The organism is Meiothermus sp. (genome assembly GCF_025056915.1).
GTDB lineage: Bacteria > Deinococcota > Deinococci > Deinococcales > Thermaceae > Meiothermus.
The window spans coordinates 1-25,667 of the sequence record NZ_JANWVH010000041.1; the positions used below are offsets into that span (position 1 = coordinate 1).

Below are 25,667 nucleotides of genomic sequence, written 5' to 3' on the forward strand. Positions count from 1 at the left end.
TCTACGCCTGCATGACCCGCATCATGCTCGCTCGCCTGGCTAAATTCGTGTGAGGCGGCTATTCAGACACACTCTAGGCCCTCGACCCTCTGGGCTTGACCATGTTTGCTTATACCGTTCGCCGTCTTGGTTTTGCCCTCGTGACTTTATGGCTGGCGACCCTGCTGGTGTTTGGGGCCTTGCTCCTGATTCCGGGGAACCCGGCCCAGGCCATTCTGGGCATTGACGCCACCCCAGCCGACCTCGAGGCCCTCGAGGCCCGCCTGGGCCTGGACAAGCCCCCGGCTGAGCGCTACCTGGGCTGGCTGGGCGGGGTGCTGCGGGGCGACCTGGGCCAGTCCATCCGCTACGAGCGGCCCATCTCGGAGCTGATTGTGACGCGGCTGGGCATCACCCTGCCCATTGTGGTGGCCTCTTTGCTGCTGGCCACGCTCTTGGCCGTCCCGCTGGGCATCCTGGCGGCCCGCCGGGCCGGAACCTGGACCGACGTGGCGGTGTCTACCGGTTCGCTATTGGGCATTGTGCTGCCCTCGTTCTGGGTGGGGCTGATGTTCATCTACATTTTCATTGTCTGGCTCAAGCTGCCGCTGCCCACCAGCTTTCCCATTGGCGGCTGGGAAAACCCCGAGCGGGCCCTGGCCGCCCTGGTGCTGCCGGTGCTCACGGTGGGGCTGGCCAGCGCTTCGTTCCTGGTGCGGCTGGTGCGGGGAAGCGTGCTCGAGGTCTTGCACCAGGACTACATCCGCACGGCCCGGGCCAAAGGGCTTGGCGAGCGGGTGGTGCTCTACAAGCACGCCCTCCGGAACGCCGCACTGCCGGTGGTCACGGTGCTGGGGCTCGAGTTCGCCAGCCTGCTCATTGCAACCGTGGTGGTGGAGACCGTCTTCGGCATCCCCGGTTTGGGCTCGCTCTCGCTCACCGCCATCAGCGCCCGCGACTACCCCCTGGTGCAGGGGGTGGTGCTGGTGATTGCAGCCTTTATCGTTTTGATGAACCTGCTGGTGGATCTGCTGTATGCCCTGCTCGACCCGAGGGTCAGTTATGCCTGAAGAATGCTCGCAAGTCCTAGATCGAGGCCCACAGCGCTGCTTCAGGCATCGGTGCCCGACCCCATTTTCCTCGTTTCAAGGGGGGTGCGGTGGCTAGCCAGGTCGGTCAACCCTCCGGGGCCCGGCGGCCATCCGGGTGGGCTGGGCTGCCGGTTTCGCTCAAAGTGGGGGCTTTTCTGATACTGCTCATTCTTTTGATGGTGTTCCTCAGCGCCCTCAACCCCACCAACCCCAACGCCACCACCCCCAATCGCCTGGCCCCCATCTTTTCCGAGGGACACCCGCTGGGCACCGACATCTTGGGGCGCGATACCCTGGCCAGGGTGCTGGCCGGAGCCCAAAACGCCCTCTACGTGGGGCTGATTGCGGTGGGCATCGGGCTTTCGGTGGGGCTTTTGCTGGGGGTGCTGGCGGGGTATTTTGGCGGCTGGCTCGACCAGGTGCTCTCGGTCTTGCTGGAAACCCTTTATGCCCTTCCGGCGCTGCTTATTGCGTTGCTGTTTGCCGCCATCTTCAACCCTGGCGTGACCACCTCTATGGTGGCGATTGGCCTCTCGGCGGTGCCGGCTTTTGCCCGGGTGGCCAGGGCCAGCGTGCTTTCGGTCAGGGCCCTGCCCTACATCGAGGCGGCCCGTGCTCTGGGCCTGGGCAACGGGCGGATTATGCTGAGGCACGTGCTGCCCAACATCATCGGGCCCCTGGTGGTGCAGGCCAGCCTGGCCTTTGCGGTGGCGATTCTGGCCGAGGCCGCGCTCTCGTACCTGGGTCTGGGCACCCAGCCCCCCGACCCCAGCTGGGGCCGGATGCTGCGCGAGGCCCAGAGCTACCAGGAACTCACGCCCTATCCGGTCATCTTTCCCGGCCTGGCCATCGGCCTGGCGGTGCTGGGTTTCAACCTGCTGGGCGACGGACTGCGCGATTGGTTAGACCCAAGAAAGCGAAGTTAGAAGGCCAGGGGTGGCCTGGCCCCAAGCGGAGGCTGCATGAGCTACAAAGATATGTTTCGACTCGACGGTACAGTGGCGCTGGTGGTGGGCGGTGGTTCGGGTATAGGGCAGGCTTCCTGTGAAGCCCTGGCGGCCCAGGGGGCTTATGTGGTGGTGGCGGACATGAAGGCCCCACTTGCCGCCGAAACCGCAGGCAAAATCGAGGCCCATGGGGGGCGGGCCGAGACCCACGCGGTTGACATTACCGATGCCGAAGGGATCAGAGGGCTTATCAGAGGCATCCTCGAGCGCCACGGGCGCCTGGACGTGGCGGTGACCACCCCCAGCATCAACGTACGGAAGCCCATCCTGAGCTACACCGGGGAGGAGTTCGACCGGGTGGTCAACGTCAACCTCAAGGGCACCTTTCACGTGCTCACCGAGGCGGGCCGGGTGATGGCCGAGCAGGGTTCGGGTTCGCTCATCGCCTTTTCCTCCATCCGCTCGCTGGTGGTGGAGCCGGGGCAGTCGGTCTATGCCATGACCAAGGCCGGCACGGTGCAGCTTGTGCGGGGGCTGGCGGTGGAACTGGGGCCTAGGGGGGTGCGGGCCAACGCCATCGCCCCTGGGGTGATTGACACCCCCCTGACCGCGCCCATCAAGAGCAAACCCGACTGGTACGGTGCCTATGCCGAGCGCAACATCCTGCGGCGCTGGGGCCGTCCTGAGGAAGTGGCGGCAGCGGTGGCCTTCCTGGCCTCGCCGGCTGCCTCTTACATCACGGGCGCGGTCTTGTTTGTGGATGGCGGCTGGACGGCCATTGATGGGCGGTTTAGCCCCCCGCTGTAGGTTGAGCTTGATTCAAAAACCTTGACTCAAACACATCTTTGGGCATCTGGTATAGTACCCTGATGCTGTTTGGCCCGGGGGGCCAGGGCGGGTGTGCATGGGTCGCAATAATGCTCACTGGTTTGCACTCCCAGCAGTGGCGCTGCTGGGGCTGTTTTTGTTGTATCCCTTTTTGGATGTGTTGCGCTTTTCGACCTGGGACTGGTCGGGGCTGTCCGAGCCCAGGGTCATTGGCCTCGAGAACTACCGCAACATTCTGCGCGACCCCGATTTTTACAGCAGCCTGCGCATCACCCTGATTTTTGGGGCCATGACCCTGGTTCCCTTCGTGATTCTCTCAATCCTGCTGGCCCTCGCGCTGGACGGCCAGCCCTACGAACGCCCCATTAAAGCCCTGCTCTTTTTGCCGGGGTTGGTCACCCTGGGAGGGGCTACGGTGGCCTGGTACACCCTGTTTAGCCCCGAGTATGGGGCGCTGGCCTCGGTGGTTCCGGTGCCGCGCTGGGATCAGAGCCCTTTTTGGGCGCTGGTGCTGGTTATGCTCTTCACCATCTGGCGGCACATCGGCTACGGGGTGCTGGTGGTCTCGGCCCGGCTCAAGGCCATTCCCAAGACGCTGCTCGAGGCGGCTGCGGTCGACGGGGCTACCGCTGCTCAGGCTTTTCGCTACATCACCCTGCCCCTGCTGCGCCCGGCCATCACGTTTCTGGTGGTCATCGGCACAGTGCTCACCTTGCAGGGCTACACGGCGGTCTTCCTGCTCACCCGGGGCGGTCCTTTCGGCGGCACCGAGGTGCTGGGCTATTACCTCTACAAGACCGGCTTCGAGGTGGGCCGCCTGGGCTATGCGGCGGCCCTTACGGTGATCATCCTGCTGCTCACGCTGGCCTTTGCCCTGGCCCAGGCCCGGCTCTTGCGGGAGGAGAAATGAGCCAAGTGACGCTCAAGATCTCCTTCCGAAGCGCTTGCTTGGGCTGCTGGGCCCCTCTGGAGGTTCGCCCATGCGCTGGCTAGGACACTTGCTGGTCTGGACGGTGGCCCTGTTGGTGGCCCTGCCCTTCATCTGGATGGCCTATGCGGCCTTCATCCCGCCGGAGGCCGTGTTCAGCGGCAACATCTTTGGGCAGTTGGGCTTTAGCCTGGCCAACTTCGAGGTGCTGGGCCGGGGCGGTTTCTGGGAGGGTTTCTGGGGGCGCTTGCTGTTCTCGGTGCTCCTGACCGGCGGTGTGACCCTGCTTCAGCTCACCACCGGCTTTCTGGCGGCCTATGCCATCAAGGAGGGGGCCAAAATTTTGCCCTTTTTTCTGGTGTTGCTGGCAATTCCGGTGGAGCTGTTGCTGGTTCCCCTGTACGGCTTGCTGGTGGGCCTGCGGATACTGGACACCCTTTGGGCCCTGGTACTTCCCTTTGCGGCCAGTCCTTTCATCGTCTACCTGCTCTTTCAGGGGATGCGCACTGTACCGGAAGAACTGCTGGAAGCCGCCCGGCTGGACGGGGCCGGTCACCGGGTGCTGCTGACGCGCATCCTGCTGCCGCTTTTGCGCCCCCAACTGATAGCGGCAGGGGTGCTGGCCTTTGCCGCGCACTGGAACCTGGTGCTCTACCCCCGCATTGTGGCGGGCAGCAAGGAACTCCAGACCGTGCAGACCTGGATTACCGATTTGCAGCGGCAAAACCCCGCCGACTGGGGGCCGCTTTCGGCAGCCGCGCTGGCTGCAACTTTGCCCCTGGTCATTATCTACCTGCTCTACGAGCGGCGGATTGTGGAGACCTTTGAGGAAGGGCTCAAGGGCTGAGCGGCGGGGCCATCCGCAGAATTCTCTTAGCTGCAAAGTTCACATAGAGCCCTGGCCCCCAGCCCGCTTTAGTGCCTTGAACGCTTTTCTCATCCTGGGTATGGCAAACTGATGAGGGTTTGCCGAGGCAAACCGTGGAGGGTGATAGAGTTCATGCGTCTGTTGATGTTGCTGGTGGTGGGGTTGGGGCTAAGTTGGGCCCAACGCCCTGTGGAGATTCCCTTCTGGCACACCGCGGGGCCGCCCGGCCAGGAGGTGCTGGAGGGCATGATCCGCGAGTTCAATGCCTCGCAGCGGGAATACCGCATCGTGCCCAGCTTTGTGGGTGACTACCGCGAGGGGGGCCTGAAGCTCCTGGCGGCCCTGCGCTCGGGCGGGGCGCCGGTGCTGTTCCATGCCGAAATCTCTTTTCTGGGCCGGATGGTTCAGGACAACGTGGCCCTGCCCCTGGACGATTATCTGGGCAACCTGCCAAGTGACTTTTATCCGAGCTTTTTAGAGACCGGCAAGTTGCGGGGCCGTACCTTTGGGCTGCCGATTGGCCTGTCCATTCCGGTGTTTTTCTACAATGCCGACCAGTTTGCAGCCAGGGGCCTGGGGGCTCCGCGCACCTGGGACGAGGTGGCGGCGGCGGCCCAGCGCCTCACCACCCGCTCTGCCAAGGGTTACACGGTTTCCAGCGACATCTACAGCTTCAACGTGCTGGTGATGAGCCGGGGAGGTTCCATTGTCAACGGGCAGGGTCGCCCCGACTTCACCAACACCAAGGTGGTGGAGAGCCTTCAGTACTTACAGGATTTGGTGCAACGGAACATTGCCCAGAGCCGCAACATTGCCGAGGCGCAGTTCTCGGTGGCCGACTTCCTGCGCACCAAGACCTTCATGGGCATTGCGCCCATCACCATGTGGCCCCTCATTGAAAACCGGGCGCCCATTCCCTTCAGGTTGGGCGTGGCCGCAGTGCCTCGAGCAGAGGGCGGGAAGGTGCCGCTGGCCGGGGGTACGCTGGTGGTGCTTCGGGGGGCCAGCGAGCCGCAGGCGCGGGGAGCGGTGGCTTTCTGGCGTTACTTGATGGAACCGGCCAACATCGCCAGGTGGGTTCGGGCTACCTACTACATGCCCATGCGCCGGGCCGCCCAGCCCTTGCTGGAGGATTTCTACCGCGAGGACCCCCGCCGCCGGGTGGCTTTCAGCCAGGTAGAGCACGCCGACGTGTGGTTGCAAGACCCCGAGTTTACGGTCTGGTATAGCTTCCTGGAGGACGCCCTCGAGCGCGCCCTCAAAGGCAATGCCAACCCCCGGCAGGTGCTGGAAGAGGCCCAGCGCCGGGCTCTGGCGGTTGAGCGACGCTGAGCGATGGTTTCGGATTATCCCCGGCGAAGGCCGGGGTTTTTACTGGCTTGGCGACGATTGGCTGGCCCTGACCCCCGGCTGATGGCTGGATGGTTTTCTGATTGAGCGTAGAATAGAGCTACTCACGGGAGGAAGATGTGAAGCGCCTGCTTGCGTCGTTGGTTTTGCTCACTGGACTGGCCTCGGCCCAGACCGAAATCACGTTCTGGCACAGCATGGACGGCCCTGCCGAGCGGGCCATCAATCAGTTTGCCGCGGCCTTCAACGCCGCGCAGCGAACCTACCGGGTGACGCCCCGCCTGATCGGCGACTACCGCGAGGGCGAGACCCGGCTTCTGGCGGCCTTGCGCTCCGGGGGTGCGCCGGTAATGTTCCAGGCCGAGATTCTGCTCTTTCCGCGCCTGGTGGCCGAGGGGGTGGCGCTGCCGCTGGACGAGCTGGCTGCCACCCTGCCCAGGGCCTTCACCGACGACCTCTTTGAGGCGGCCTGGGACTATGGCCTGATCAACAACCGCCGCTATGGGCTGCCCTTCAACACCTCGACCCCAGTGCTCTTCTTCAATGAAAACCAGTTGCGGGCCAGGGGGCTCAAGGTGCCCGGCAACTGGCGGGAGTTCGAACAGGCCGCCAAGGGGCTCACCAGCCGCACGGCCAAGGGCTTCATCGCCCTCTCGGAGTCGTGGACGTTTGAGGCCCAGGTCACGAGCCGGGGCGGCAACCTGGTTACGGCCGATGGGCGGCCCAACTTTACCTCGCGCGAGGTGGTGGAGGCCCTCGAGTTCCTCCAGCGCCTGGGGCGCGACGGCAGCACCAGCGTGCGCAACCTCTCCGAGAGCTTTTTCGCCCAGACCGACTTTATCCGCACCAAGGGCATGATGGTGATGGCTTCGATTGCCAACTGGCCGGCAGCCGAGAACGCCTCCTTTGCTTTCAAGTTGGGGGTGGCCCCCATCCCCCGCGAGCCTGGCGGCAAGGTTCCGCTGGGCGGGGCCCAGCTGGTGGTGCTGCGCGGCGCCAGCCCTGAGCAACAGCGCGGGGCCTTCGAGTTCTGGCGCTTCCTGATGGAGCCCCAGAACATCAAGACCTGGGTGGAGGCCAGCTACTACGTGCCCTTGCGCAAGTCGGCCACGCCCCTTCTGGAAGCCTTCTACCGCGAGAACCCCTACCGCAAGGTGGCCTTCGAACAGGTGGCGGTGGCCCAGCCCCGTCCCCGGGTGCCGCAGTTCGCCATCTGGCGGAATTTCCTGGAGGAAGCCCTGGAAAAAGCCCTCAAGGGCAATGTGCCCGCCCGCCAGGCCCTCGAGGAGGCCCAGCGCAAGGCTGAGGCCGCACGCTGAAGCACGCCGCCCGGAAAAGCTTTTGGGAGCTCCTCCCAACGGCTGTTGCTGGTGCTGGGTCTGGGGGCCTTGTTCAAGGATATGGGGTGGGGGTGGGTCTCCAACACCCGCCTCCTACCCCCAAACCCCTGCTTCCTGCCTCACTGCTCCAAGAATATGCAAAGTATTCAAGCAACGTTGTAAGGGCTGGGCGCGATGAAGTACGGCCAGAAAAGATGAATTCCCGCACGGGTTTTCGTTTTTGTGACGCTTCGCTGACGCAGACCGGATATACCGAGAGGGTCGTGTTTTTTGCACAAGCTGTGCAAGGGAATGTGCAAGACTGTGGGTTTAGATGGGGGTTATGCGTCAATTCTTGGTGCAATTGGGGGTGCTGGTTTTGCTGGGAGGTATGGGTTGGTCGGCCTGGCAGTGGTTCGGATTTCTCCGACCTGGGCAGGACTTCAGGGCCTTGCAAAGCGCTGGAATTGTGCCTCTGCCCATCCTGCTCGAGCGAACGATTCGGCCCCCCAAAGCCCGGTGGGATGCGGCCACCCAGCGCCTCAAAGCGCAGCTTTTGGAGGCGGCCTACCGCCCCCTCGACCCCCGTGCCGCGGGAGAGGCCATCGTGCTCAACTACCACGATGTCTTTCCCAAGCGCAGCGCACAGAACGTCTGGTGGGACATCACGCCCCAGGAATTCGAGGCGCAGCTGGCCTGGCTCAAGTCCAGGGGGGCCCGCTTTATCAGTTTGGACGAACTCCGCCGCCACCTGACCCAGAACACCCCCCTGCCCAAAAATGCGGTGGCCCTGACCTTCGACGACAACCACCAGGGTTTTTACGACCACATCTACCCCATCTTGAAGCGCGAGAAAATCCCGGCGGCCATGTTCGTCCATACCGATTTTGTGGGGCGCAAAGGGCCCCGGGCCCGGATGGACTGGGCTACGCTGCGCACCCTGGACCGTGAGGGGCTGGTGACCATCGGCTCCCACACCGTCTCGCACCGCGACCTGACCCAGCTCCCGCTGGCTGAGCAGCGCCGCGAACTGCTGGAGTCCAAGTGGGCCCTCGAGCGCGAGCTGGGCCGCCCGGTGAGCTACATCGCCTATCCCGAAGGCAAGGCCGATGCCGTGACCCTCAAGCTGGCCCGAGAAGCGGGATACACCATGGGCTTCACCATTGATTGGCGCCTGCCGGGCGACTCGCCGGACATGCTGGCGGTGGGCCGCTACGTCCATACCCAGATGCCCCGGGCCTGGTACACCCTCAACCCCCAGGACAGGCCCCAGGCCCGCACCGGCATTGTGGAGCGCCGCTTGAAAGAGGCGCCGGTGCGTTTAGAGTACCGGCGCGACCTCGGGGTGCGCTGGGCTTTGGTCCGGGGCGGCAGGGCCGAGAGCAGGCTTTCGTCCTACCGCGAGAGCGTGCGCGACTTCGTCGAACAGGCCGGGGCGGTGGCGGGCATCAACGGTACTTTTTTTGCCGACCCCTACCTCAAAGCCCAGGACAACACCATGGTCGGGCCGGTGGTGGCCGCACCTCGGCGCTATTTCATTCCCGAGCGCAACCCCTATGTGCTCTACCGGATTGTGGAGCGACCCCTGGTGGCCTGGAACCGCGAACGCATCGTGTTTGTGCCGCTCAAGTTCGACATGAACCGGCCCGACTCGATTCGGCGCTTTATGCCCGACTTTACCGACCTATTCGTGGGTGGGGTCTGGATGGTGCGGGGCGGCAAGGCGGTCTGGCCCCTCAAAAACCCGCCTTCCGACCACTGGGAGCCCCGCCCCCGGGTGTTTTTTGGCTATGCCCAGGGCGAGCCGGTACTGGGGGCTTCGCTTCAGCCGGTGAGCACCGCCCTGCTGGCCCGCATGGCGGCTGCGGCGGGGGTGGAGGAGGCGGTATTGCTGGACTCGGGCTACTCGACCTCGCTGGTGTACCAGGGTCGGCTGATCGCGGTGGGCCGACGCTGGGAGGGGGTGCCCAGCCGCCCGGTGCCCCATGCCATTGTGCTACACGGGGCGCTCGAGCAGGCCCAAGACCCGGCTGCGACCAGGCGAAACTAGTCCAGGGCCCCGGCGGGGGGCGAACCTACCCCCTGCCCCCAAACCCCTCCGGCCTTCAGGCAAAGATTCGGCGGTTGTGGCGGGCGAATCCAAGGCTACAGAATGGCGTCTATCTTGCCCTTGGGCCGCGCCAGCACCGCGCCTTTCTCGGTGATGACGATGGGCCGCTGAATCAGGATGGGGTGCTCGCACATGGCCTCCAGGATGGCCTCCTCGGAAGCTCCGTGGTAGAGGCCCAGCTCCTCGCCTTTTTTCTCGCCGGGGCGCAGCAATTCCGAGGGTTTCAGCTGGAGTTGTTTGAGCACCGCCTCGAGACGGGCCCTGCCGGGTTTTTCCTTCATGTAGAGGTACACCTCGGGCTCCAGGCCCTTGGACTCGAGGTATTCCAAAGCCCCCCTGGAGGAGCCGCAGGAGGTATGGTGCCAGATCACAACCTTCGACATACCCTCAGGTTAGCCGGCTTTGGTCAGAGCAAGGGTGGCTTTGGCTCACGTTGCTTCCTGGGGTCTTTTTCTGCGGCTGCCGTGCTTGTGCAAAATTTGGGCCGTCTGGGCCTGGGCCTCTGGGGTCTGGCGGGCGCGGTAGAGCCTCGCCAGGGCGGCCCGGCTGGCCTGGGCGTGGGCCACGATGGGCAGGGGGTAGCTTTGGCCGGGCTCGAAGCCGTAGAGCAGCTGGAGCATGGGGGGCAGCTTCCAGGGGGTGAACAGGTACTCCAGGGGCAGGCTTTCCAGCTCCGGAACCCAGCGCCGGATGAAGACCCCCTGGGGGTCGAGGGTCTGGGCTTGCAGGGTGGGGTTGTAGACCCGCAGGGTGTTGATGCCGGTGGTGCCGGCCTGCATCTGGAGCTGCGGGTAGTGGATGCCCGGCTCGTAGTCGGCGAAAAGGCGGGCTAGGTGGAGCCCCGGTTCCCGCCAGTGGAGCCAGAGGTCGTAGGCGGCAAAACTGACCAGCATGGCCCGCATCCGGAAGTTGAGCCAGCCGGTGGCCTGCAAGGCCCGCATGCAGGCATCCACCAGCGGGTAGCCGGTGCGCCCCTCGGCCCAGGCGGCCATTTTGTCCGGGTCGAAGGCTGGCTCGCGCAGGCCATCCAGGGCTTTGAGCAGGTTCTGCTCCTCCAGGCCTGGCTCGTCCTCGAGCTTCTGGGTGAAATGGTCGCGCCACTGCAAGCGGGAACGAAAGGCTTGCAGGCTGCGGGCCCAGCTTGGGGGGGCTTTGGCCAGCGCCCGCTGGGTGGCCTGGAATACCTGCCGCAGCGAGAGGTTGCCATAGGCTAAGTAAACAGAAAGCCTCGAGCTGGCCTCCCAGGCCGAAAGGGGGCTGGAGATGCCCTTTAGATACCCCCGGCTGCGCCGGTAGAGGAAGTCTTCCAGCACCTGCCAGCCGGCCTTTTCGCCCATCGGCTGCTGCTCGGTTCGCAGGTCGGGGGGCAGGCCCATTTCCTGATGGCTGGGGATGGAACCCGGTTCAATCTCGAGCGCGCGCAGAGACAGGGGCGGGTCCATGAGGGGCTGGCCCATGAAGGCCTCCCAGCGCGCGGCCCACTCGTCGCGGCTTTTGAGCCTGCGGAACACGCCAGAACCCGGCAGCTCGTAAAACGCAATGCCATTGCTGCGAAGGTAGCGCCGAACCTGCTGGTCGCGCCGGTAGGAGAGCAGGTTGCCGGTTTCCTGGTGGGCCCAGACCGCCTCCAGGTGAAAGTGCTGGCTCAGGGCCTCGAGCACCTCCACCACCTCGCCCACCCGCACCACCAGGGGCTGGCCGAGGCGGGAGAGCGCAGTGCGCAGGTGCAGTAGGCTCTGGCGAATGCAGGTGTAGTGCCGCGCGGAAAAATCGGGGGCCTGGATGAGCGAGGGCTCGAGCACGTAAAGCGGCAGGACTGCCCCGCGCCGGCTGGCCGCCCACAAAGGCGCGTGGTCGTGAACCCGCAGGTCGCGTTTGAACCACACCACCTGCACCCGCTCCATGGCTGGAGTTTAGGCGCTTTGGGCGGGGGCAAAGGTGGCCTTGGGCCAGATGTGGCCGGGCTAAAGCTCTTCGGCCAGCAGCGCCTCCCAGCTTTGCTGCCGCCGGATGACTTCCCAGTTTTGCCCGTCCCACAACAGCTCGGCGGGGCGGGGGGTGTCGAGGTAGTTGCTGCTCATGCTGCTGGCGTAGGCCCCGCCCAGCAGAATGGCCAGCAGGTCGCCCTCCTTGGGTTCGGGGAGGGTTACGTCCCGCGCCAGCACGTCCCCCGACTCGCAGGCCGGGCCGGCCAGGTCGTAGGTTTCCTTGAGGGGGCTTTTGTAAAGGGGCTCCACCGGGTGCATGGCCCCATAGAGCATGGGCCGGATCAGCTGGCTCATGCCCGCGTCAATGAGCAGGTAATTGCGCCGGGTGCGCTTGACACCCCAGCAGCGCGTGACCAGCACCCCGGCCTCGGCGACCAGGTAGCGGCCCGGCTCGAGCCAAAGCTCGGCGCTGTGCTGGCGGGCCAGCGCAACGGCCTGGGCCCCTAGCTCGCCGAGGTCGAGGCCCAGCCCAAAACCGCCCCCCAGGTTCATCACCTGAAAGGGGCCGTGGGTTTGGTAGAGCTTGTCCATCACCCTGAAGCCCGCCTGGTAGTCCTGGGGGTGCTCGAGGGCCGACCCCAGGTGAAGGTGCAGGCCCAGCACTTCCAGGCGGCTCCGGCGGGCTAGCTCGAGGGCCGTCCCTATCTCTTCGGGCAGGATGCCAAACTTGCTCTCGCCGCGCCCGGTGGCCAGGTGGTCGTGGGTGGCCACGGGCAGATCGGGGTTGACCCGCAAGAGCACCCGGGCTTTGGGCAGCGTCTTGATGGCCCGCCTCAGATCGGCCAGGGAGTCGAGGCCCAGCATGGGGAGGCCAGCTCGGCTCAGCTCCTCGAGCACCGCCGGGGTCTTCAAAGGCCCGTTGAGCAGCACCTCGTTGCGCTGGAAACCGGCTTTGTAAGCCCGCAACACCTCACCCAGGCTGACCGCTTCCACAAAAACCCCCCGCTCCAAAAGCCGCCGCAACAGACCCAGGCGGGGGTTGGCCTTCATGGCATAAAAAATCTCAGCGCCCGGAAAGGCTTTTTGCAAACGCTCCAGCTGCCTGAGCACAACCGCCAGGTCGTAAGCGTAAAAAGGGGTTGGGAAGTGGCGAGCGGCTTCCCGGAGCGCTTCCCTGAATTCGGGTCGCAGGGCAGTGTAGGATTGGGACATGCTCATTGGTGTGACCCCTCAATCGCGCAGCACGGAAGGCCTGTTTCGGACCAGGATCTGGGGCCTGCTCGAGCCCTACATCCGGGCCCTGGAAAGCCAGGGTGCGAGCATTGTAATCCTTCCCCCCCAGGCCGGCGATAGGCTGCCTGCCCTTGTGCAGCAACTCGACGGGGTCTTGCTGCCGGGGGGCGTGGATGTAGACCCTGCGCACTTTGGCGAGGAGCCCCTTCCCGAGCTGGGCGAGGTCAGCCCCGAGCGCGATGCCCTCGAGCTGTTGGTGGCCCGCTATACGGCCCAGCGGGGCATCCCCACCCTGGGGGTTTGCCGGGGGGTGCAGGTGATGAACGTGGCGCTGGGCGGTAGCCTCTACCAGGACCTGCCGGCCCAGGGCTTCCGCGCAATACAGCACTACCAGAAAGCCGAGCCGCCGGTGCTGGCCCACAGCCTCGAGCAAACCGGCCCGAGCCCACTGAACCGGCTGTTTGGGTCTCGCTTCCGGGTGAACTCGTACCACCACCAGGCCCTCAAAGACCTGGCCCCCGGGTTGCGTGCGGTTGCTAGCGCGCCCGACGGTATCGTGGAAGCGGTGGTGCTGGAGGGCCACCCCTTCTACCTGGGGGTCCAGTGGCACCCCGAGCTGCTCCCGGAGCAGTGGGGTATTTTCGGGGCGCTGGTGGCGGCTGCGGCCAAGCAACCGGTTGGCTAGAGCGCTCTTCACATATTGTGAGCCATTCGAGTTCGAGAAAGCCTGGTTTTGAACAGAACAGTGGCCGCCTGGAAACTCGAACACATGCGTCTCGGCCCAGATGAATTGTCGTTTTCGTGGGCGGCCACGTCTGTGAAGAGCGCGATAGGGGCCGTAAAGATGCTCGCATATGGCCTGTTGCGTGGCGCTCAACGGGCAAGTGTCCAGGATTGAATACCGACCAGATTCGGCGGAAGGTTCTGGGGTATTGTTTTGGCTCCCTGCCTCTATGAGAGCCACGCTCAGGGATGTTTGCCTGCTGAATGCGATTCCGACAAAAACTGAAGGAACCTTAACTTGGCTGTGAGGATTTCTTAATGCTGTTTTGAACCACCCTACTTTTTTGTGCACTATACACTAGGTCTGGTGGCGGTATCCTATGGTTTTATCCGGAGGTCAGGTGTCGCTGTATCAGACTCTCAGTAGGTCCCTCGAGCCCATGCTCGGTGAGCGCACTCGGATGGTGCTGGAGGAGGGGGTGCGCCGGCTGGGTATCAGCCCGGATAAGCTCGATGCCTCGCAGGCCGAGGTTATTCTCAAGCGCCTGGTTTACCGGGAGCTTCAGACCAAGATGAGCCCCAACGCGGCCCGCAGCCGAATAGAAGAGATGCTCAAGGAGCTGGGCATTGGCGGCGAGAACGGCGCCGGGGCAGGCGCGGGCAAGCTGTCGGCGCACGCCAGGAGCGTACTGGCCGACCTCGAGGCCGGCCTCAAGCGCTTTAGCCTGTACCTCGACTGGCCCGAGGTGGGGCGTTTGCGCGGTCTGATCAACGTGATCAAGCAAGACCCCGAGGCCTCGGCGGCGCGGGCCTTGCTGCGCGAAGGACAGGAGGTGCTGGCTCAGCTCGAGGAGAGGCTCCAGGCGGCCCTGTTGCGCCAGACCCGCGACATTGCCGAACTCGAGCTATCCCTGCAGCGGGTGCAAAGCGTGGGCGGCCCCAAGGTGCGCCGGCTGGAAAGCCTCATTCGCCAGATTCAGGAGGCCCACGCCCAGGAAACCCTGGCCTCCGCGGAAGTCGAGCGGGCCCGGGCCCTGGCCGCCGATATGCGCAAGCTGGTCGAATCCTCGGTGGTGCAGAACCCCACCAGCGAAACGGCCATTACCCTCGACACCATCGAAGACATCCCGGCGGTGGATCGGCCCACCGAGCCCCAGGTGGTGCTCAAAGACCCCACCATCGAAGCGCCCGCGGTGGTAGACCGAGCCTCCGATGGCTTCGACGATGAAGCCCTGGTGCTTGACCTCGACTTCGATGCCCTCACCGCCGAGCAGCAGTCGCGCATCCGCGAGATTGACGTGGCCGAGGACGCACGGCACCTGGAGGCGCTCAGGGAGCGCTATGCGGCGGTGCTGAGCCTCCCCAAAATTGCCGGTGAACTGGCGGCCTTGCAGGCCGAGTTGCAGGCCGGAAATCCGCTGGGCGAGCGCCTGGGCGCTTTTGGCGAGTTGCTCAAGGTCACCCATGCCGAGGCCCTGGCCGAAGCGCGGGTTCGCTACGAATGGTTGGCCGACCGGCTGGGCCGCCTCGAGCTGCCCCTCGACAAGACCGCTCCGGTGCAGGCCCGGCTGGCGGTGGTTCTGGAAACCTTGCACGCCGGCGGGATACCCCCCGAACTGGCCGAGCTCGAGCGGGCGGTGGAGGGCCTCGAGGCCGAAGAAAAAGCCAGCCGCGAGATTCGTGAGCGCCGGGCCCGCCTCGAGCATGCCCTGGCCACCCTGCGCACCGAAGCCGAGCACGCCCTCTCGCCCTACCGGGGTCATCCGCTGGTGGAGTCGTTCATGCAGGCCCTGGCCGGGCTGGACATCTCCGAGTCCTCGCTCCAGACCCTGCGCCAGGAGCTCTCCGAACTGCTGTCGCAGCTGGCCCGCGAGCGCGAGGAGGAGAGCCTCAAGCGGATGGGCCTGCGGGCCTCGGTGCAGGCCCTGCCCGCGCTGGAGCCGCTCGATTCGGAAAGGCAGCGCCTGATACAACAGATTGAGCAGGGGAGCGGGAGCCTGGTTGAACTCGAGCGGGCCGTGGGCCAGCTGGTGGACAAAGCCAGAGGGCTGGTGGCCAGCAGGCTGGAGGCCCTCGAGTCGCGCATTCGCCACCTCGAGCAAACCCTCAAAGAGTCGCTCATCGAGCTGAAGCAGCCCTTGCAGACTGCTCGCGAAGCCCTGGCTCAGGGCCGCATAGCCGACCCTGCTCCCCTGGAGCGAGCCCTCGGCGAGCTGATTGCCGCCCGGAGGGCCGCAATAGCCGAGGAGCTCTCGCGCTACGAGATGGCGGCCCGCAGCATGAGGGGCCTGGGGGGCGAAGAACTCGAGGACAAGGTAGCCCAGGCCCGGGCCTACCTCCAGGCCGGTGAGCTGCCCGACCTGACCGAGATTCACGCTTTGCTGGGCCGGCTGCGCCGCGCCCAGGAAACCCTGCGGGCCGAGCTGGGGGGGCGCATTGCTGCTTTGCTCGAGGCCTACAACGCTCACAAAAGCGTGGGTGGCGAGACTGCCCTGCGGCTCAAGCCCCTCTGCGACTTTCTGCAATCGGCCTCCGAACGGCTCCCTCGCCTGGGGGTGAGCAGCTTGCTTGAGGTGCGCCGGGCCCTCGAGGAGGCCGAACGGCTGGAAGCCCAGCTTGCCCAGGAGCATGCCGCTGCCCAGAGCCTGCTGCAAGAGCTTAAAGGGGCCGACCTCGAGTCCTTGCTGGATGTGTTTGAGCCCTCCACCCAGGTGAGCGCCCCCGCCTCGCCCGAACCGGCCCCACCCACCCCTGCGCCCGTTGAGGCTTCCGTCCACGCTGAAGTGCTCGACCCATTTCAGATCCGGGGGGTGGAGGCGGTGGCCCTGATCGAAGCGGGTCAGGTAGTCGCCGGAAGCCTGCCTTTTGCTTCCAGCAGTGCCCAGATGGTCTTCGACGACCTTCTGAACCTGGCCCGTGAACTGACCGGGCAGTCGGCCCAGCTATCGGTCATCTCGCTGCCGCAGTGGGTGCTGGTGCTGGTGCCCCTCAAGCAAAAAGGTCTGGTGGTTCTGGCCGAAAAAGCCCTGCTCTCGCGTCTGCTGGCGCTTATCGAACGGCAGCGGGATGCGCTGGAAGCGCTCTAGCTTTCCCATAGCGGATTCGGTCTGTGCGGAACCCTTCGGTGGCCCACCAATTGTGGGCCTACCAGCAACTTTGAAACACAAGGTGGGAGGCGATGGGTCGTGGCTTTACGCGACTAGTACCGACTTCAGGCATACAAGCGACTTTCAGACAGGGTGAGGGTGGATGGTGGGAGGTCGGGAGTGGGTAGGGGTCTCCAACATCTGCCCCCAAACCCCCGCTGCCCTGCCTCACCGCTACCCACCAGTTTGCGAGTCGTTCAAGCAAAACTGCTCCAACTCGAGCGAAGGAAGTGACCTCGGGTTCAGAAAGACCGCTCGGCCAGAAGCCACCTTTTGACGGTTTTTGTGGAACTTTTGACCTGCACCCAGCTTCCAGCCCTCGCGTAGTATGCTGGCCTTTGTGACTGCCGAAACGCGGCGTGAGATATTCAAAATTGCCTTGCCGGTGAGCCTCGAGTCCACCGTTCAACTGGCCCTGGGCTTCGTCAACCAGGTGATTGTGGGCACCCTGGGTACCGCGACCATTGCAGCGGTGGGTCTGGCCAACAATCTGCTGTTTATCGGCATTCTGTGCCTGAACACCCTGGGGGCAGGTTGCGCCATACTGGCCAGCCGGGCCCGGGGCCGGGGCGATGAGGCCCAGGTGCGGCGCATTGTGGGCTTCTTCATCGGCTTTTCGCTAATCCTGGCGCTCTTGCTGGCCCTGCCGCTGGGGCTGGGGGCCACCCCTTTCTTGAAAGGGGTAGGCGCCAATCCGGAAATCACGTCTATCGGCGGGCCCTATCTCTCACTGGTGGCGCTTTCCTTGCCCCTCATCACCCTGAGCGTGGTGAGCAGTGCGGCTTTTCGCAGCATCGGCAGGGCACGGATTCCAATGCTGGTGACCATTCCGGCCATCGCCCTGATACCCCTGTTGTCGTGGGTGTTGGTGTTTCCCCTGGAGATGGGGGCGGTGGGGGCGGCAGTGGCCGCGCTGGTGGCGCAGGGGGTGCGGGCGTTGGCGCTGCTTTGGCTGCTCTTTGGAAGCCGCTGGGGTCTGCGCTGGGCCTGGCCCGACCTTGGGCAGGCCCAATGCCTGCTGCGCGAGGCCGTGCCACTGGTGCTGCCGCTCTTCATAACCGAGGTGGTCTTTAGCGGTGGGGTGTTCTTGTTTGCCCTGTTGTTTGAGCGCCTGGGAACCCAGGAGCTGGCGGTGTTTCAGATTGTGAGCAACCTCGAGATGGTCTTTATCACCGCCTCGGCTGGCCTGCACTTTGCGGCCACGGTGCTGGTCGCCCAGGCCATTGGCCGGGCCGATTCCCCTGGGGTCTGGGGGGTGTCGCGGCTCATCTGGCGCATCGGCCTGGTTTCGGCGGCCATCTTCGGACTGGTTTTTGCCCTGTTTGCCTTCTTGCTGCCCCTGCTCTACCCCAATACCACCCCCCAGGTGCAGCAGTGGGCCTTCTGGGCAGTCATCCTCAACGCCCTATTCCAGCCGGTCAAGGTCTCCAACTTCATTTTTTTTGGCACCCTGGCCAGCGGGGGCGACACCCGATTTTTGCTGCTCTCCGATTTTGTGACGGTGTTCTTGGTCGGGCTGCCCCTGGCCTGGTTGTTGGCTTTTCCTCTGGGGTTGGGGCTGTGGGGCATTTTCCTGGGGCGGCTCCTGGGCGAGGAGACCGTGCGGGTCGCCATGTTTGTGTGGCGTTACCGGGGCGGGCAGTGGTTCCGGCTCGAGGCCAAGGCCAGCCCTGTGGCTACCGATTAGAGCGCTCTTCGCATATTTGGAGCCATTCGACTATAAGAAAGCTTTGCCCTGGACAGAACAGTGGCGGCCTGGATGGGCGGTCAGGTCTGCTGCGCAGGCAAAGATTGCTTTAGTGGGAACCAGGCGAGGGGCATTGTTCGGATGTGCCGGCCCCTTGACTGCCCTGTGCCCGATATTCCCGTAAGACCCGAACGTTTTTTTGTCTGGAATGAAAAAATCCGTATTATACTGAGGAGCAATGCGGGCGCGTTCGTACCTCTTCACGCTCTACATGGAATACCTGTACCCTGAGAACCGGGCCTGGGTGGGGGACTTGATTCGCTGGATGGAGCTGTTGGAGTTTAGCGAACCGGCGGTGCGCGCCGCGGTATCGCGGAGCGTCAAGCGTGGCTGGATTATCCCGGAGAAGGACGGACGACGGGCCTACTACCGCCTCTCGCCCCGCGTGGCCTGGCAGGTTGAGAACGTGCGGGAGCGGCTCTACACCTACGGCGCTCCCTGGGACGGGAAATGGCGCCTTCTGGTCTATGCCGTGCCGGAGGCCAAACGCACGGTGCGGGATCGGTTTCGCAACGAGTTGATTCTGCTGGGCTTCGGGACGCCTGCACCGGGGGTCTGGATCAGCCCCAACGGTTCGCTGGAAGCCGCACGGGATCTGGTGGGCTTTTATGGTCTGCAAAGCTATGTGGAGCTTTTTCAGGCCGAGCGCTTTTCCAGCACGCCGCCCCTCGAGCTCATCGAAAAATCGTTCAACCTCAAAGCGGCCCAGGCCCGCTACCGGGCCTTTCTGGCCCAACAGCAGAACCGCCCCAAGAATGCCGAGGAAGCCTTCGTGCGCCTGACCCACATGATTCACCAGGCCCGCAAAAACCTCTTCCTTGACCCCGGCCTGCCGCCCGAGCTGACCCCGCCGGGCTTCCTGGGGCAGCGGGCCAAGGAGCAGTTTTTGGAGCTGTACGACCTTCTTTCCAAGCAGGCCAGACCCCTGTTCTCGAAGGGCTCAGCCGCTGCCGATTGAGGCTGGCCCAAGCGCGGCCTACAAGCGCACCGAGCGGAGGCGCTCCAGAAAATCGTGCACAATGTTGCCGGTTACGCCCCAGATATCGTAGCCCCGCCAGGGATAGTGCCAGACCCTGCGCCGTAGCGTTCCATCGAGCTCGGAAAACTCCCCACCCAAACCCCGTGGAAAGCGGTTTGTGGGCGGAGGGATGCGTTCTTCGGCGTAGGCGGGGGCCGCCAGGAGTTCTTCAATCGGCACCCAAAGCAAGGCATCTACTTCCTCCGGGTTGGGTTGCAAACGAGGCTCCTGGGTAATGCGGCCCAGCAAGGGAAACACCCGGTAGCCAAAGGGCGAGAGGGTGGGGTTCAGGTGTCCCAGTATTTCGACGTGCGCAGGGTTCAGACCCACCTCTTCCCAGGCTTCCCGCAAGGCCGCCCCCTCGGCGCTTTCGCCGTCGTCAAAGCGGCCCCCAGGAAAGCTAATCTGAGCGGCATGGTGTGGAAGATGGGCGCTGCGGACGGTGAACAGGAGCTTTCCTTCCCATACCGGCAACAAAACCGCGGCGTCCACGAACCCCTCGGGGCGCTGCATTTCCTGTGGCGGGCGGGAGACCGCAGCTTTGAGAATCTCAGATTTCATACGAACCTTCCAGCAACCTTTTGCGCTGCTGTCCCGGGCCAGCCCCCGCCACCAAGGGTTCGGAGGCCCCTTGGCGTATTTTCGTTCATACAGGGCCGAACATCTGTGGCTTATCGCGCTCTTCACAGACGGGGCCGCCCACGAGAACGAGAAGGGACAAAGAGACGTGCCTCACCTCGGTGAGGTACGCTTGTCTGCGTTGCCTCTGGGCCGAGACGCATGTGTTCGAGTTTCCAGGCCGCCGCTGTTCAGAACCAGGCTTTCTCGAACTCGAGTGGCTCACAATATGCGTAGGGCGCTCTATTACCCATCACCAACTTCTTGCGAACACCGTTCCTCGCAAACTTCGCGCAGCAACACCTCTGGGTTTACCTTTTCCTGGCGACACCAGGCCACCATCTGCCATAGCGCCTCCCCCAGGCGGCCCTGCTGGATGGCCTCGATCAGCTCGGCCTTGCCGTTATAGGGGGTGCCCAGCTTTTTCTGGATTTCGGCGGCCCTGGCCAGGGCCCCCAGGCTGCGTGGCACCTGGTCGCACAGCGATTGGGCAGGCTTGCCCTCGGCAGCTTTGATGGCGTTCCAGTTGGCGGTCACGGCCTCGGGGGTATCGGCCCTGGCATCGCCGAACACGTGGGGGTGCCGCCGGATCAGCTTGTCCACGATGTGCTGTTCGACCTCGAGGTAGCTAAAACTGCCCTCCTGTTCGGCAATTACCGAATGAAAGGCCACCTGCAACAGCACGTCCCCCAGCTCCTCGGCCATCTCCTGGGGGTGGCCCCGACCGATGGCATCCACGGCTTCGGCGGCCTCCTCGAGCAGATAAGGCCGGAGGCTTTGATGGGTTTGTGCTCTGTCCCAGGGGCAGCCATCGGGTGCCCGAAGGCGGCGCATAACCTCTAATAAACGTTCCATGCCCTATAGCCTAGCGGGTTTTGCATTGTGGCCTATGCCTTTCGGATGAGACGCCACAGCAGGAAGCCTCCCATCCAGGAGCATCCGACCAGAATCAGGCTCAATAGATCAACCGGCGCCGTATCGCCCAGAGCCAGACCTTGGGCGCTGGGGTAGGGAAGACCGGTGGTGCGCGTGAGAATGAACAAGAGCGTGACCAGGCCCACCAGCCAGACCCCGGCTCGGTAGCTTCCGGCCTCCATGCTTGCGGGCATCTCGAGCAGGCGGGCCAGCAACAAGAACCCCCCGTACATTAGCTGAAAACCTAACAGCATCATGAACATCACGGCATACCAGAAACCGGCCCCCTGAAGCCCCAGCGGGGTATCGTTGCCGAACAACTCGCCGCACAGCCCTCCCCCCAAAAAAGTGTTGCCCATGCCCAGCAGTTGCAGGAAAAAAGGGGCCATCAGCAAGGCGGCAGCCCAGCGACTCTCAGCAGCGGAAAAGGTACCTGATTCTTTTCCCATCGTAACCCACCTCATGCTGAAAGAAGTTGGGGATGTTGTAAAGTGACGTGGCCTGGATTCAGCTCCAGGGACATTTGCCTCGAGTGGGTTGTTTAGGTTGAGGGGGGTTTTTGAGGGTTCCAGACTGGGCCCTGCGGAGCCAAAGATGCCACGTCGTGCCTTATGGATTACTTTGCTGGCTGGTTTGCCTTTGCTGCTGGCGGTCATTGCGTTTGTTCTCTCGCGCGATACCTACCAGCCCTACGGAACCCGCCTTCTGAACATCCGTCCGGTGGAGGCCAACCAGTTCAGCCTGACCGCCCACGATGGTTCAACCAAGAGCCTGAGCGATTTCCGGGGCAAGGTGGTTCTGATTTTCTTCGGTTTTGTGAACTGTCCCGACGTGTGCCCTACGACCCTGCTCGAGCTCGCCAAGGTCTACAAAGCCCTGACCCCCCCCGAGCAGGCGCGGGTTCAGGTTCTCCTGATCTCGGTAGACCCCGAACGCGACACCAAAGAAAAGCTCAGGGATTATGTGACCTTTTTCGCCCCCACTTTCCTGGGCCTGACCGGGACGCCCGAACAGATTGCCCAGGTGGCCAAAAAGTACGGGGTCTTTTACCAGAAGTCCCAAATTAAGTCGGCTACCGAGTACAACGTGGACCACACCGCCACCGTGTTTGCCCTGGACCCCAAAGGACAGTTGCGCCTCGTATATGGCAACGGCAAGGTCGCCGAGACCGCGCGGGTGGTCGAGGACGTGCGCTGGTTGCTGCGCAATTAGAGCACGCTTCACTTTTCCATTCGACTTCAAGAAAGCTTCGTCCTGGACAGAACAGAAACCGCCGGGAAACTCGAAACCCCGTGAGCCGGGCCCGGCCCACGCCTGGGTGTGTAACCTGCGCCCTGGCCCCGACGCACTCTCGTTTTCGTGGGCGGCCACGTCTGTGAAGAGCGTGATGGCCCTTCGGCAGCGCCCCTCGGGCCGTGGCGGGGTGGCTCGTCGCCCATGCCGGGCAGGGGGCCAAGAAACACGACCCTGGCCGTTTTGTGAACATAGCCAAATATCTGCCTCGAGTTCAGTTCCAGACTGCGATTCCGGCCCCTTGATTAACTCGCAACACCCGTATATACTTCTAGGGTTGCGTTGCCTCAGGCCAGCCCCGGCCCTGAGGTCACATCGGTTGCGCTCACGGGAAATCCCTCGCGCACAGCGATTCTTGAGAATCCAGGGGCGAACTCCGGGCTTCGGCCTGATTCGCTTCTCGACGGGAACCCCGCACCGAGCGCAGCGCAAATACGCAGAACTCTGTGTGGGGTTTTCGGTTTTGAGAGAAGTCTAGTCGAACGAAAGGATGTGATTACACTGCCAACCATCAACCAACTCCTCCGTAAAGGCCGCGCTCCCGTGATCAAGAAGAGCAAAGTGCCTGCCCTGAAGGGAAGCCCCTTCCGCAAAGGGGTCTGCACCGTGGTGCGTACCGTCACCCCCAAGAAGCCCAACTCGGCGCTGCGCAAGGTGGCCAAGGTGCGCCTCTCGAGCCAGTACGAGGTCACCGCGTATATCCCCGGCGAGGGCCACAACCTCCAGGAGCACTCGGTGGTGCTCATTCGCGGGGGTCGTGTGAAAGATCTGCCGGGGGTGCGCTACCACATCGTGCGGGGTATCTACGACACCCAGGGCGTGAAAGACCGCAAGAAGAGCCGCTCCAAGTATGGCGCCAAACGGCCCAAGGCCGACGCCAAGGGTGCGGCTGCGAAGGGTAAGAAGTAGGTGAGTTATGTCGCGGAGAAGACAAGCCGAAGTTCGTCAACTCGAGCCCGACCATCTTTATGGCGATGTGGTGGTCACCGCGCTCATCAACCGCATGATGCGGGACGGCAAGAAGAACCTGGCCGCCCGAATTTTCAAGGACGCCTGTGAAATCATCCAGGAGAAGAGCGGCCAGGAGCCCCTCAAGGTTTTCAAGGCGGCTCTGGACAACGTGCGTCCCCGCGTGGAGGTGCGCAGCCGCCGGGTGGGCGGGGCCAACTACCAGGTGCCGGTCGAGGTTTCGCCCCGCCGCCAGCAGACCCTGGCCATTCGCTGGATTGTGACCGCCTTCAATAACCGCAGCGAGCGCGAGGCCCACCAGCGTCTGGCTGCCGAGCTTCTCGAGGCTGCCGAGGGCAAAGGCGGCGCGGTCAAGAAGAAGGAAGATGTAGAGCGTATGGCCGAAGCCAACCGAGCCTACGCCCACTACCGGTGGTGAGTATGTCCGTCAAGACAGGTTTTGACCTAAAACTCTTCCGCAACATCGGGATTGCCGCGCACATTGACGCGGGCAAGACCACGACCACCGAGCGCATCCTCTACTACACCGGGCGCATCCACAAGATTGGCGAGGTGCACGAAGGTGCGGCCACCATGGACTGGATGGAGCAGGAGCGCGAGCGGGGCATCACCATCACGGCGGCGGTCACCACCGCCAACTGGAAGCACAGCAAGACCGGGGTGGAGCACCGCATCAACATCATCGACACCCCCGGCCACGTGGACTTCACCATCGAAGTAGAGCGCTCTATGCGCGTGCTGGACGGGGCGGTGGCGGTGTTCGATGCCTCGCAGGGGGTGGAGCCCCAGTCCGAAACGGTCTGGCGTCAGGCCGACAAGTACCGCGTGCCCCGGGTGGCTTTCGCCAACAAGATGGACAAGACCGGGGCCGACATCTGGCTGGTGGTCAACACCATGAAAGAACGCCTGGGGGCCAGGCCGGTGCTGATGCAGCTGCCCATCGGGCGCGAGGACACCTTCAAGGGCATCATTGACGTGTTGCGTCAGAAGGCCTACCTCTACGGCAACGACCTCGGCACCGACATCAAAGAGGTCGAAATCCCCGAGGACATGAAGGCCCAGGCCGCCGAGTACTACGAGAAGCTGGTCGAAGCCGCAGCCGACTACGACGAAAACATCATGATGAAGTTCCTCGAGGGGGAAAAGCCCACCGAAGAGGAGCTGATCCGGGCCATCCGCAAGGGCACCATTGCCATTGAAATCTTCCCGGTTTTCCTGGGCTCGGCCCTGAAGAACAAGGGGGTGCAGCTCCTCCTGGACGGTGTGGTGGACTTCCTGCCCTCGCCCCTCGACATTCCCCCCATCAAGGGCAAGACCGACAACGGCGAAGAGGTGGAGCGCCCCGCCGACCCCAACGGGCCGCTGGCGGCTCTGGCCTTCAAAATTATGGCCGACCCCTACGTGGGCCGTCTGACCTTCATCCGGGTTTACTCGGGCACCCTCAAGTCGGGCTCCTATGTGCAGAACACCACCAAGGGCAAGAAGGAGCGAGTGGCCCGCCTGCTCCAGATGCACGCCAACCACCGCGAAGAGGTGGAAGAACTGCGGGCCGGCGAGCTCGGTGCGGTGGTGGGCCTCAAGGAAACCATCACCGGTGACTCGCTGGTCGGTGATGGGGACGAGCCGATTGTCCTCGAGTCCATCGAGGTGCCGGAGCCGGTGATTGACCTGGCCATCGAGCCCAAAACCAAGGCCGACCAGGACAAGCTGGGCGTGGCCCTGTCGCGCCTGGGCGAGGAAGACCCCACCTTCCGGGTCTCCACCGACCCCGAGACCGGCCAGACCATCATCTCCGGGATGGGCGAGCTGCACCTGGAAATCATCGTGGATCGGCTCAAGCGGGAGTTCAAGGTGGACGCCAACGTGGGCAAGCCCCAGGTGGCCTACCGCGAGACCATCACCCGCCCGGTGGACGTGGAGGGCAAGTTTGTGCGCCAGTCCGGCGGTCGCGGTCAGTACGGCCACGTCAAGATCAAGGCCGAACCCCTGGGCCGTGGCTCGGGCTTCGAGTTTGTCAACGCCATTGTGGGTGGGGTGGTTCCCCGCGAGTACATCCCGGCGGTGCAAAAGGGCATCGAAGAGGCCATGCAGTCGGGGCCCCTGACCGGTTTCCCCATTGTGGACTTGAAGGTCACCCTCTACGACGGCAGCTACCACGAGGTGGACTCCTCCGAGATGGCCTTCAAGATTGCCGGTTCCATGGCCATCAAGGAGGCCATCGAGAAGGGCGGCGCGGCCATCCTCGAGCCCATCATGCGGGTCGAGGTGATCACCCCCGAGGAGTTCTTGGGCTCCATCATCGGCGACCTGAATAGCCGCCGGGGCCAGATCCAGGGCATGGAAGAGCGCGGCAACGCGCGGCTGGTGCGGGCCTTTGTGCCGCTGGCCGAGATGTTCGGCTACGCCAACGACATGCGCTCGATGAGCCAGGGCCGCGCCCAGTTTTCGATGTTTTTCGACCACTACGAGCAGGTGCCCCAGAACATCGCCCAGAAGCTGATCAAAGGTCAGTAAGGTCGAAGGCTGGCAACCTCTAACCCAAAAGACGAGTGAAGGAGACAACCAAATATGGCCAAGGGAGTATTTGAGCGCACCAAACCCCACGTGAACGTGGGGACCATCGGACACGTAGACCACGGGAAGACCACCCTGACGGC

23 protein-coding genes are annotated in these 25,667 nt (G+C 63.9%); 17 read left to right on the top strand and 6 right to left on the bottom strand.

Features of this window, described 5'->3' with window-relative positions:
• The first annotated feature begins 101 nt into the window (after positions 1–101).
• From NZN28_RS08110 to NZN28_RS08145, 8 genes are all read left to right on the top strand, one after another.
• Positions 102–1,049 carry an ABC transporter permease gene (locus NZN28_RS08110; protein ID WP_295397072.1) on the top strand — a complete coding sequence of 316 codons (948 nt, stop codon included), beginning with the start codon at positions 102–104 and terminating at the stop codon, positions 1,047–1,049.
• Between the two features lie 197 nt (positions 1,050–1,246).
• Positions 1,247–1,996, top strand: coding sequence for an ABC transporter permease (locus NZN28_RS08115; RefSeq protein WP_295397108.1), 750 nt, complete (start codon positions 1,247–1,249; stop codon positions 1,994–1,996).
• A 36-nt stretch (positions 1,997–2,032) separates the two neighbouring features.
• Positions 2,033–2,824, top strand: a complete 792-nt coding sequence (locus tag NZN28_RS08120; protein ID WP_295397074.1) for an SDR family NAD(P)-dependent oxidoreductase — start codon at positions 2,033–2,035, stop codon at positions 2,822–2,824.
• Between the two features lie 97 nt (positions 2,825–2,921).
• Positions 2,922–3,755 carry a carbohydrate ABC transporter permease gene (locus NZN28_RS08125; protein WP_295397076.1) on the top strand — a complete coding sequence of 278 codons (834 nt, stop codon included), beginning with the start codon at positions 2,922–2,924 and terminating at the stop codon, positions 3,753–3,755.
• Positions 3,756–3,825: 70 nt separating this feature from the next.
• Positions 3,826–4,620 (top strand): carbohydrate ABC transporter permease, encoded by a 795-nt coding sequence (locus NZN28_RS08130; RefSeq protein WP_295397078.1) that lies wholly within the window; start codon positions 3,826–3,828, stop codon positions 4,618–4,620.
• A 153-nt stretch (positions 4,621–4,773) separates the two neighbouring features.
• Complete coding sequence (locus NZN28_RS08135) at positions 4,774–5,973, top strand: ABC transporter substrate-binding protein (protein ID WP_295397080.1); 1,200 nt, start codon at positions 4,774–4,776, stop codon at positions 5,971–5,973.
• 137 nt (positions 5,974–6,110) lie between these two features.
• Positions 6,111–7,310 carry an ABC transporter substrate-binding protein gene (locus tag NZN28_RS08140; RefSeq protein ID WP_295397082.1) on the top strand — a complete coding sequence of 400 codons (1,200 nt, stop codon included), beginning with the start codon at positions 6,111–6,113 and terminating at the stop codon, positions 7,308–7,310.
• Between the two features lie 343 nt (positions 7,311–7,653).
• A complete protein-coding gene (locus NZN28_RS08145; protein ID WP_295397084.1) occupies positions 7,654–9,360 on the top strand; it encodes a polysaccharide deacetylase family protein in 1,707 nt (568 codons plus the stop codon).
• Positions 9,361–9,455: 95 nt separating this feature from the next.
• Here NZN28_RS08145 and NZN28_RS08150 read toward each other — a convergent pair whose 3' ends face one another.
• The 3 genes from NZN28_RS08150 to lysA are packed head-to-tail and all read right to left on the bottom strand — an operon-like array spanning position 9,456 to position 12,566.
• Positions 9,456–9,803: an ArsC/Spx/MgsR family protein gene (locus tag NZN28_RS08150; RefSeq protein WP_295397086.1), complete on the bottom strand. Its 348-nt coding sequence runs from the start codon at positions 9,801–9,803 to the stop codon at positions 9,456–9,458.
• Between the two features lie 45 nt (positions 9,804–9,848).
• Positions 9,849–11,324: an FAD-binding domain-containing protein gene (locus NZN28_RS08155; RefSeq protein ID WP_295397087.1), complete on the bottom strand. Its 1,476-nt coding sequence runs from the start codon at positions 11,322–11,324 to the stop codon at positions 9,849–9,851.
• Between the two features lie 60 nt (positions 11,325–11,384).
• Positions 11,385–12,566: a diaminopimelate decarboxylase gene (gene lysA / locus NZN28_RS08160; RefSeq protein ID WP_295397089.1), complete on the bottom strand. Its 1,182-nt coding sequence runs from the start codon at positions 12,564–12,566 to the stop codon at positions 11,385–11,387.
• On the opposite strand from lysA, the gene NZN28_RS08165 reads away from it, so the two are divergent.
• The 4 genes from NZN28_RS08165 to NZN28_RS08180 all read left to right on the top strand — a co-directional run bounded on the left by NZN28_RS08165 (position 12,559) and on the right by NZN28_RS08180 (position 19,155).
• On the top strand, positions 12,559–13,266 hold the full coding sequence (locus NZN28_RS08165) for a gamma-glutamyl-gamma-aminobutyrate hydrolase family protein (protein ID WP_295397090.1): 708 nt from the start codon (positions 12,559–12,561) through the stop codon (positions 13,264–13,266). The genes lysA and NZN28_RS08165 overlap by 8 nt on opposite strands.
• A gap of 478 nt (positions 13,267–13,744) precedes the next feature.
• Positions 13,745–16,390, top strand: a complete 2,646-nt coding sequence (locus tag NZN28_RS08170; RefSeq protein ID WP_295397092.1) for a hypothetical protein — start codon at positions 13,745–13,747, stop codon at positions 16,388–16,390.
• Between the two features lie 400 nt (positions 16,391–16,790).
• Entirely contained in the window at positions 16,791–18,137 is a 1,347-nt protein-coding gene (locus NZN28_RS08175; RefSeq protein ID WP_295397094.1) for an MATE family efflux transporter, read from the top strand.
• 238 nt (positions 18,138–18,375) lie between these two features.
• Entirely contained in the window at positions 18,376–19,155 is a 780-nt protein-coding gene (locus tag NZN28_RS08180) for a PaaX family transcriptional regulator C-terminal domain-containing protein (protein WP_295397095.1), read from the top strand.
• Positions 19,156–19,173: 18 nt separating this feature from the next.
• Here the strand turns inward: NZN28_RS08180 and NZN28_RS08185 are convergent, their stop codons facing one another.
• From NZN28_RS08185 to NZN28_RS08195, 3 genes are all read right to left on the bottom strand, one after another.
• Positions 19,174–19,776: a CoA pyrophosphatase gene (locus NZN28_RS08185; RefSeq protein WP_295397097.1), complete on the bottom strand. Its 603-nt coding sequence runs from the start codon at positions 19,774–19,776 to the stop codon at positions 19,174–19,176.
• A 303-nt stretch (positions 19,777–20,079) separates the two neighbouring features.
• Positions 20,080–20,688, bottom strand: a complete 609-nt coding sequence (locus NZN28_RS08190) for a MazG family protein (protein WP_295397099.1) — start codon at positions 20,686–20,688, stop codon at positions 20,080–20,082.
• A 32-nt stretch (positions 20,689–20,720) separates the two neighbouring features.
• Positions 20,721–21,197 (bottom strand): hypothetical protein, encoded by a 477-nt coding sequence (locus NZN28_RS08195; RefSeq protein WP_295397101.1) that lies wholly within the window; start codon positions 21,195–21,197, stop codon positions 20,721–20,723.
• Positions 21,198–21,342: 145 nt separating this feature from the next.
• On the opposite strand from NZN28_RS08195, the gene NZN28_RS08200 reads away from it, so the two are divergent.
• The 5 genes from NZN28_RS08200 to NZN28_RS08220 all read left to right on the top strand — a co-directional run.
• On the top strand, positions 21,343–21,960 hold the full coding sequence (locus tag NZN28_RS08200; RefSeq protein ID WP_295397103.1) for an SCO family protein: 618 nt from the start codon (positions 21,343–21,345) through the stop codon (positions 21,958–21,960).
• A gap of 582 nt (positions 21,961–22,542) precedes the next feature.
• Positions 22,543–22,950 (top strand): 30S ribosomal protein S12, encoded by a 408-nt coding sequence (rpsL, locus tag NZN28_RS08205; protein WP_295397110.1) that lies wholly within the window; start codon positions 22,543–22,545, stop codon positions 22,948–22,950.
• A gap of 7 nt (positions 22,951–22,957) precedes the next feature.
• Complete coding sequence (rpsG, locus tag NZN28_RS08210; protein ID WP_295397104.1) at positions 22,958–23,428, top strand: 30S ribosomal protein S7; 471 nt, start codon at positions 22,958–22,960, stop codon at positions 23,426–23,428.
• 2 nt (positions 23,429–23,430) lie between these two features.
• The gene (fusA, locus tag NZN28_RS08215; RefSeq protein WP_295397106.1) at positions 23,431–25,524 is read left to right on the top strand and encodes an elongation factor G; all 2,094 of its coding nucleotides are present in this window, start codon (positions 23,431–23,433) and stop codon (positions 25,522–25,524) included.
• 54 nt (positions 25,525–25,578) lie between these two features.
• Positions 25,579–25,667, top strand: an 89-nt coding sequence (locus NZN28_RS08220) for a GTP-binding protein (RefSeq protein WP_295397112.1), incomplete at its 3' end; no start/stop codon positions are given.

Excerpts from the sequence above, each read along its gene's own strand:
- NZN28_RS08110 (WP_295397072.1), top strand. The coding sequence starts at position 102 with ATGTTTGCTTATACCGTTCGCCGTCTTGGTTTTGCCCTCGTGACTTTA.
- NZN28_RS08115 (WP_295397108.1), top strand. The coding sequence starts at position 1,247 with ATGGTGTTCCTCAGCGCCCTCAACCCCACCAACCCCAACGCCACCACC.
- NZN28_RS08120 (WP_295397074.1), top strand. The coding sequence starts at position 2,033 with ATGAGCTACAAAGATATGTTTCGACTCGACGGTACAGTGGCGCTGGTG.
- NZN28_RS08125 (WP_295397076.1), top strand. The coding sequence starts at position 2,922 with ATGGGTCGCAATAATGCTCACTGGTTTGCACTCCCAGCAGTGGCGCTG.
- NZN28_RS08130 (WP_295397078.1), top strand. The coding sequence starts at position 3,826 with ATGCGCTGGCTAGGACACTTGCTGGTCTGGACGGTGGCCCTGTTGGTG.
- NZN28_RS08135 (WP_295397080.1), top strand. The coding sequence starts at position 4,774 with ATGCGTCTGTTGATGTTGCTGGTGGTGGGGTTGGGGCTAAGTTGGGCC.
- NZN28_RS08145 (WP_295397084.1), top strand. The coding sequence starts at position 7,654 with ATGCGTCAATTCTTGGTGCAATTGGGGGTGCTGGTTTTGCTGGGAGGT.
- NZN28_RS08150 (WP_295397086.1), bottom strand. The coding sequence starts at position 9,803 with ATGTCGAAGGTTGTGATCTGGCACCATACCTCCTGCGGCTCCTCCAGG.
- NZN28_RS08155 (WP_295397087.1), bottom strand. The coding sequence starts at position 11,324 with ATGGAGCGGGTGCAGGTGGTGTGGTTCAAACGCGACCTGCGGGTTCAC.
- NZN28_RS08165 (WP_295397090.1), top strand. The coding sequence starts at position 12,559 with ATGCTCATTGGTGTGACCCCTCAATCGCGCAGCACGGAAGGCCTGTTT.
- lysA (WP_295397089.1), bottom strand. The coding sequence starts at position 12,566 with ATGAGCATGTCCCAATCCTACACTGCCCTGCGACCCGAATTCAGGGAA.
- NZN28_RS08170 (WP_295397092.1), top strand. The coding sequence starts at position 13,745 with ATGCTCGGTGAGCGCACTCGGATGGTGCTGGAGGAGGGGGTGCGCCGG.
- NZN28_RS08180 (WP_295397095.1), top strand. The coding sequence starts at position 18,376 with ATGCGGGCGCGTTCGTACCTCTTCACGCTCTACATGGAATACCTGTAC.
- NZN28_RS08185 (WP_295397097.1), bottom strand. The coding sequence starts at position 19,776 with ATGAAATCTGAGATTCTCAAAGCTGCGGTCTCCCGCCCGCCACAGGAA.
- NZN28_RS08190 (WP_295397099.1), bottom strand. The coding sequence starts at position 20,688 with ATGGAACGTTTATTAGAGGTTATGCGCCGCCTTCGGGCACCCGATGGC.
- NZN28_RS08195 (WP_295397101.1), bottom strand. The coding sequence starts at position 21,197 with ATGGGAAAAGAATCAGGTACCTTTTCCGCTGCTGAGAGTCGCTGGGCT.
- NZN28_RS08200 (WP_295397103.1), top strand. The coding sequence starts at position 21,343 with ATGCCACGTCGTGCCTTATGGATTACTTTGCTGGCTGGTTTGCCTTTG.
- rpsG (WP_295397104.1), top strand. The coding sequence starts at position 22,958 with ATGTCGCGGAGAAGACAAGCCGAAGTTCGTCAACTCGAGCCCGACCAT.
- fusA (WP_295397106.1), top strand. The coding sequence starts at position 23,431 with ATGTCCGTCAAGACAGGTTTTGACCTAAAACTCTTCCGCAACATCGGG.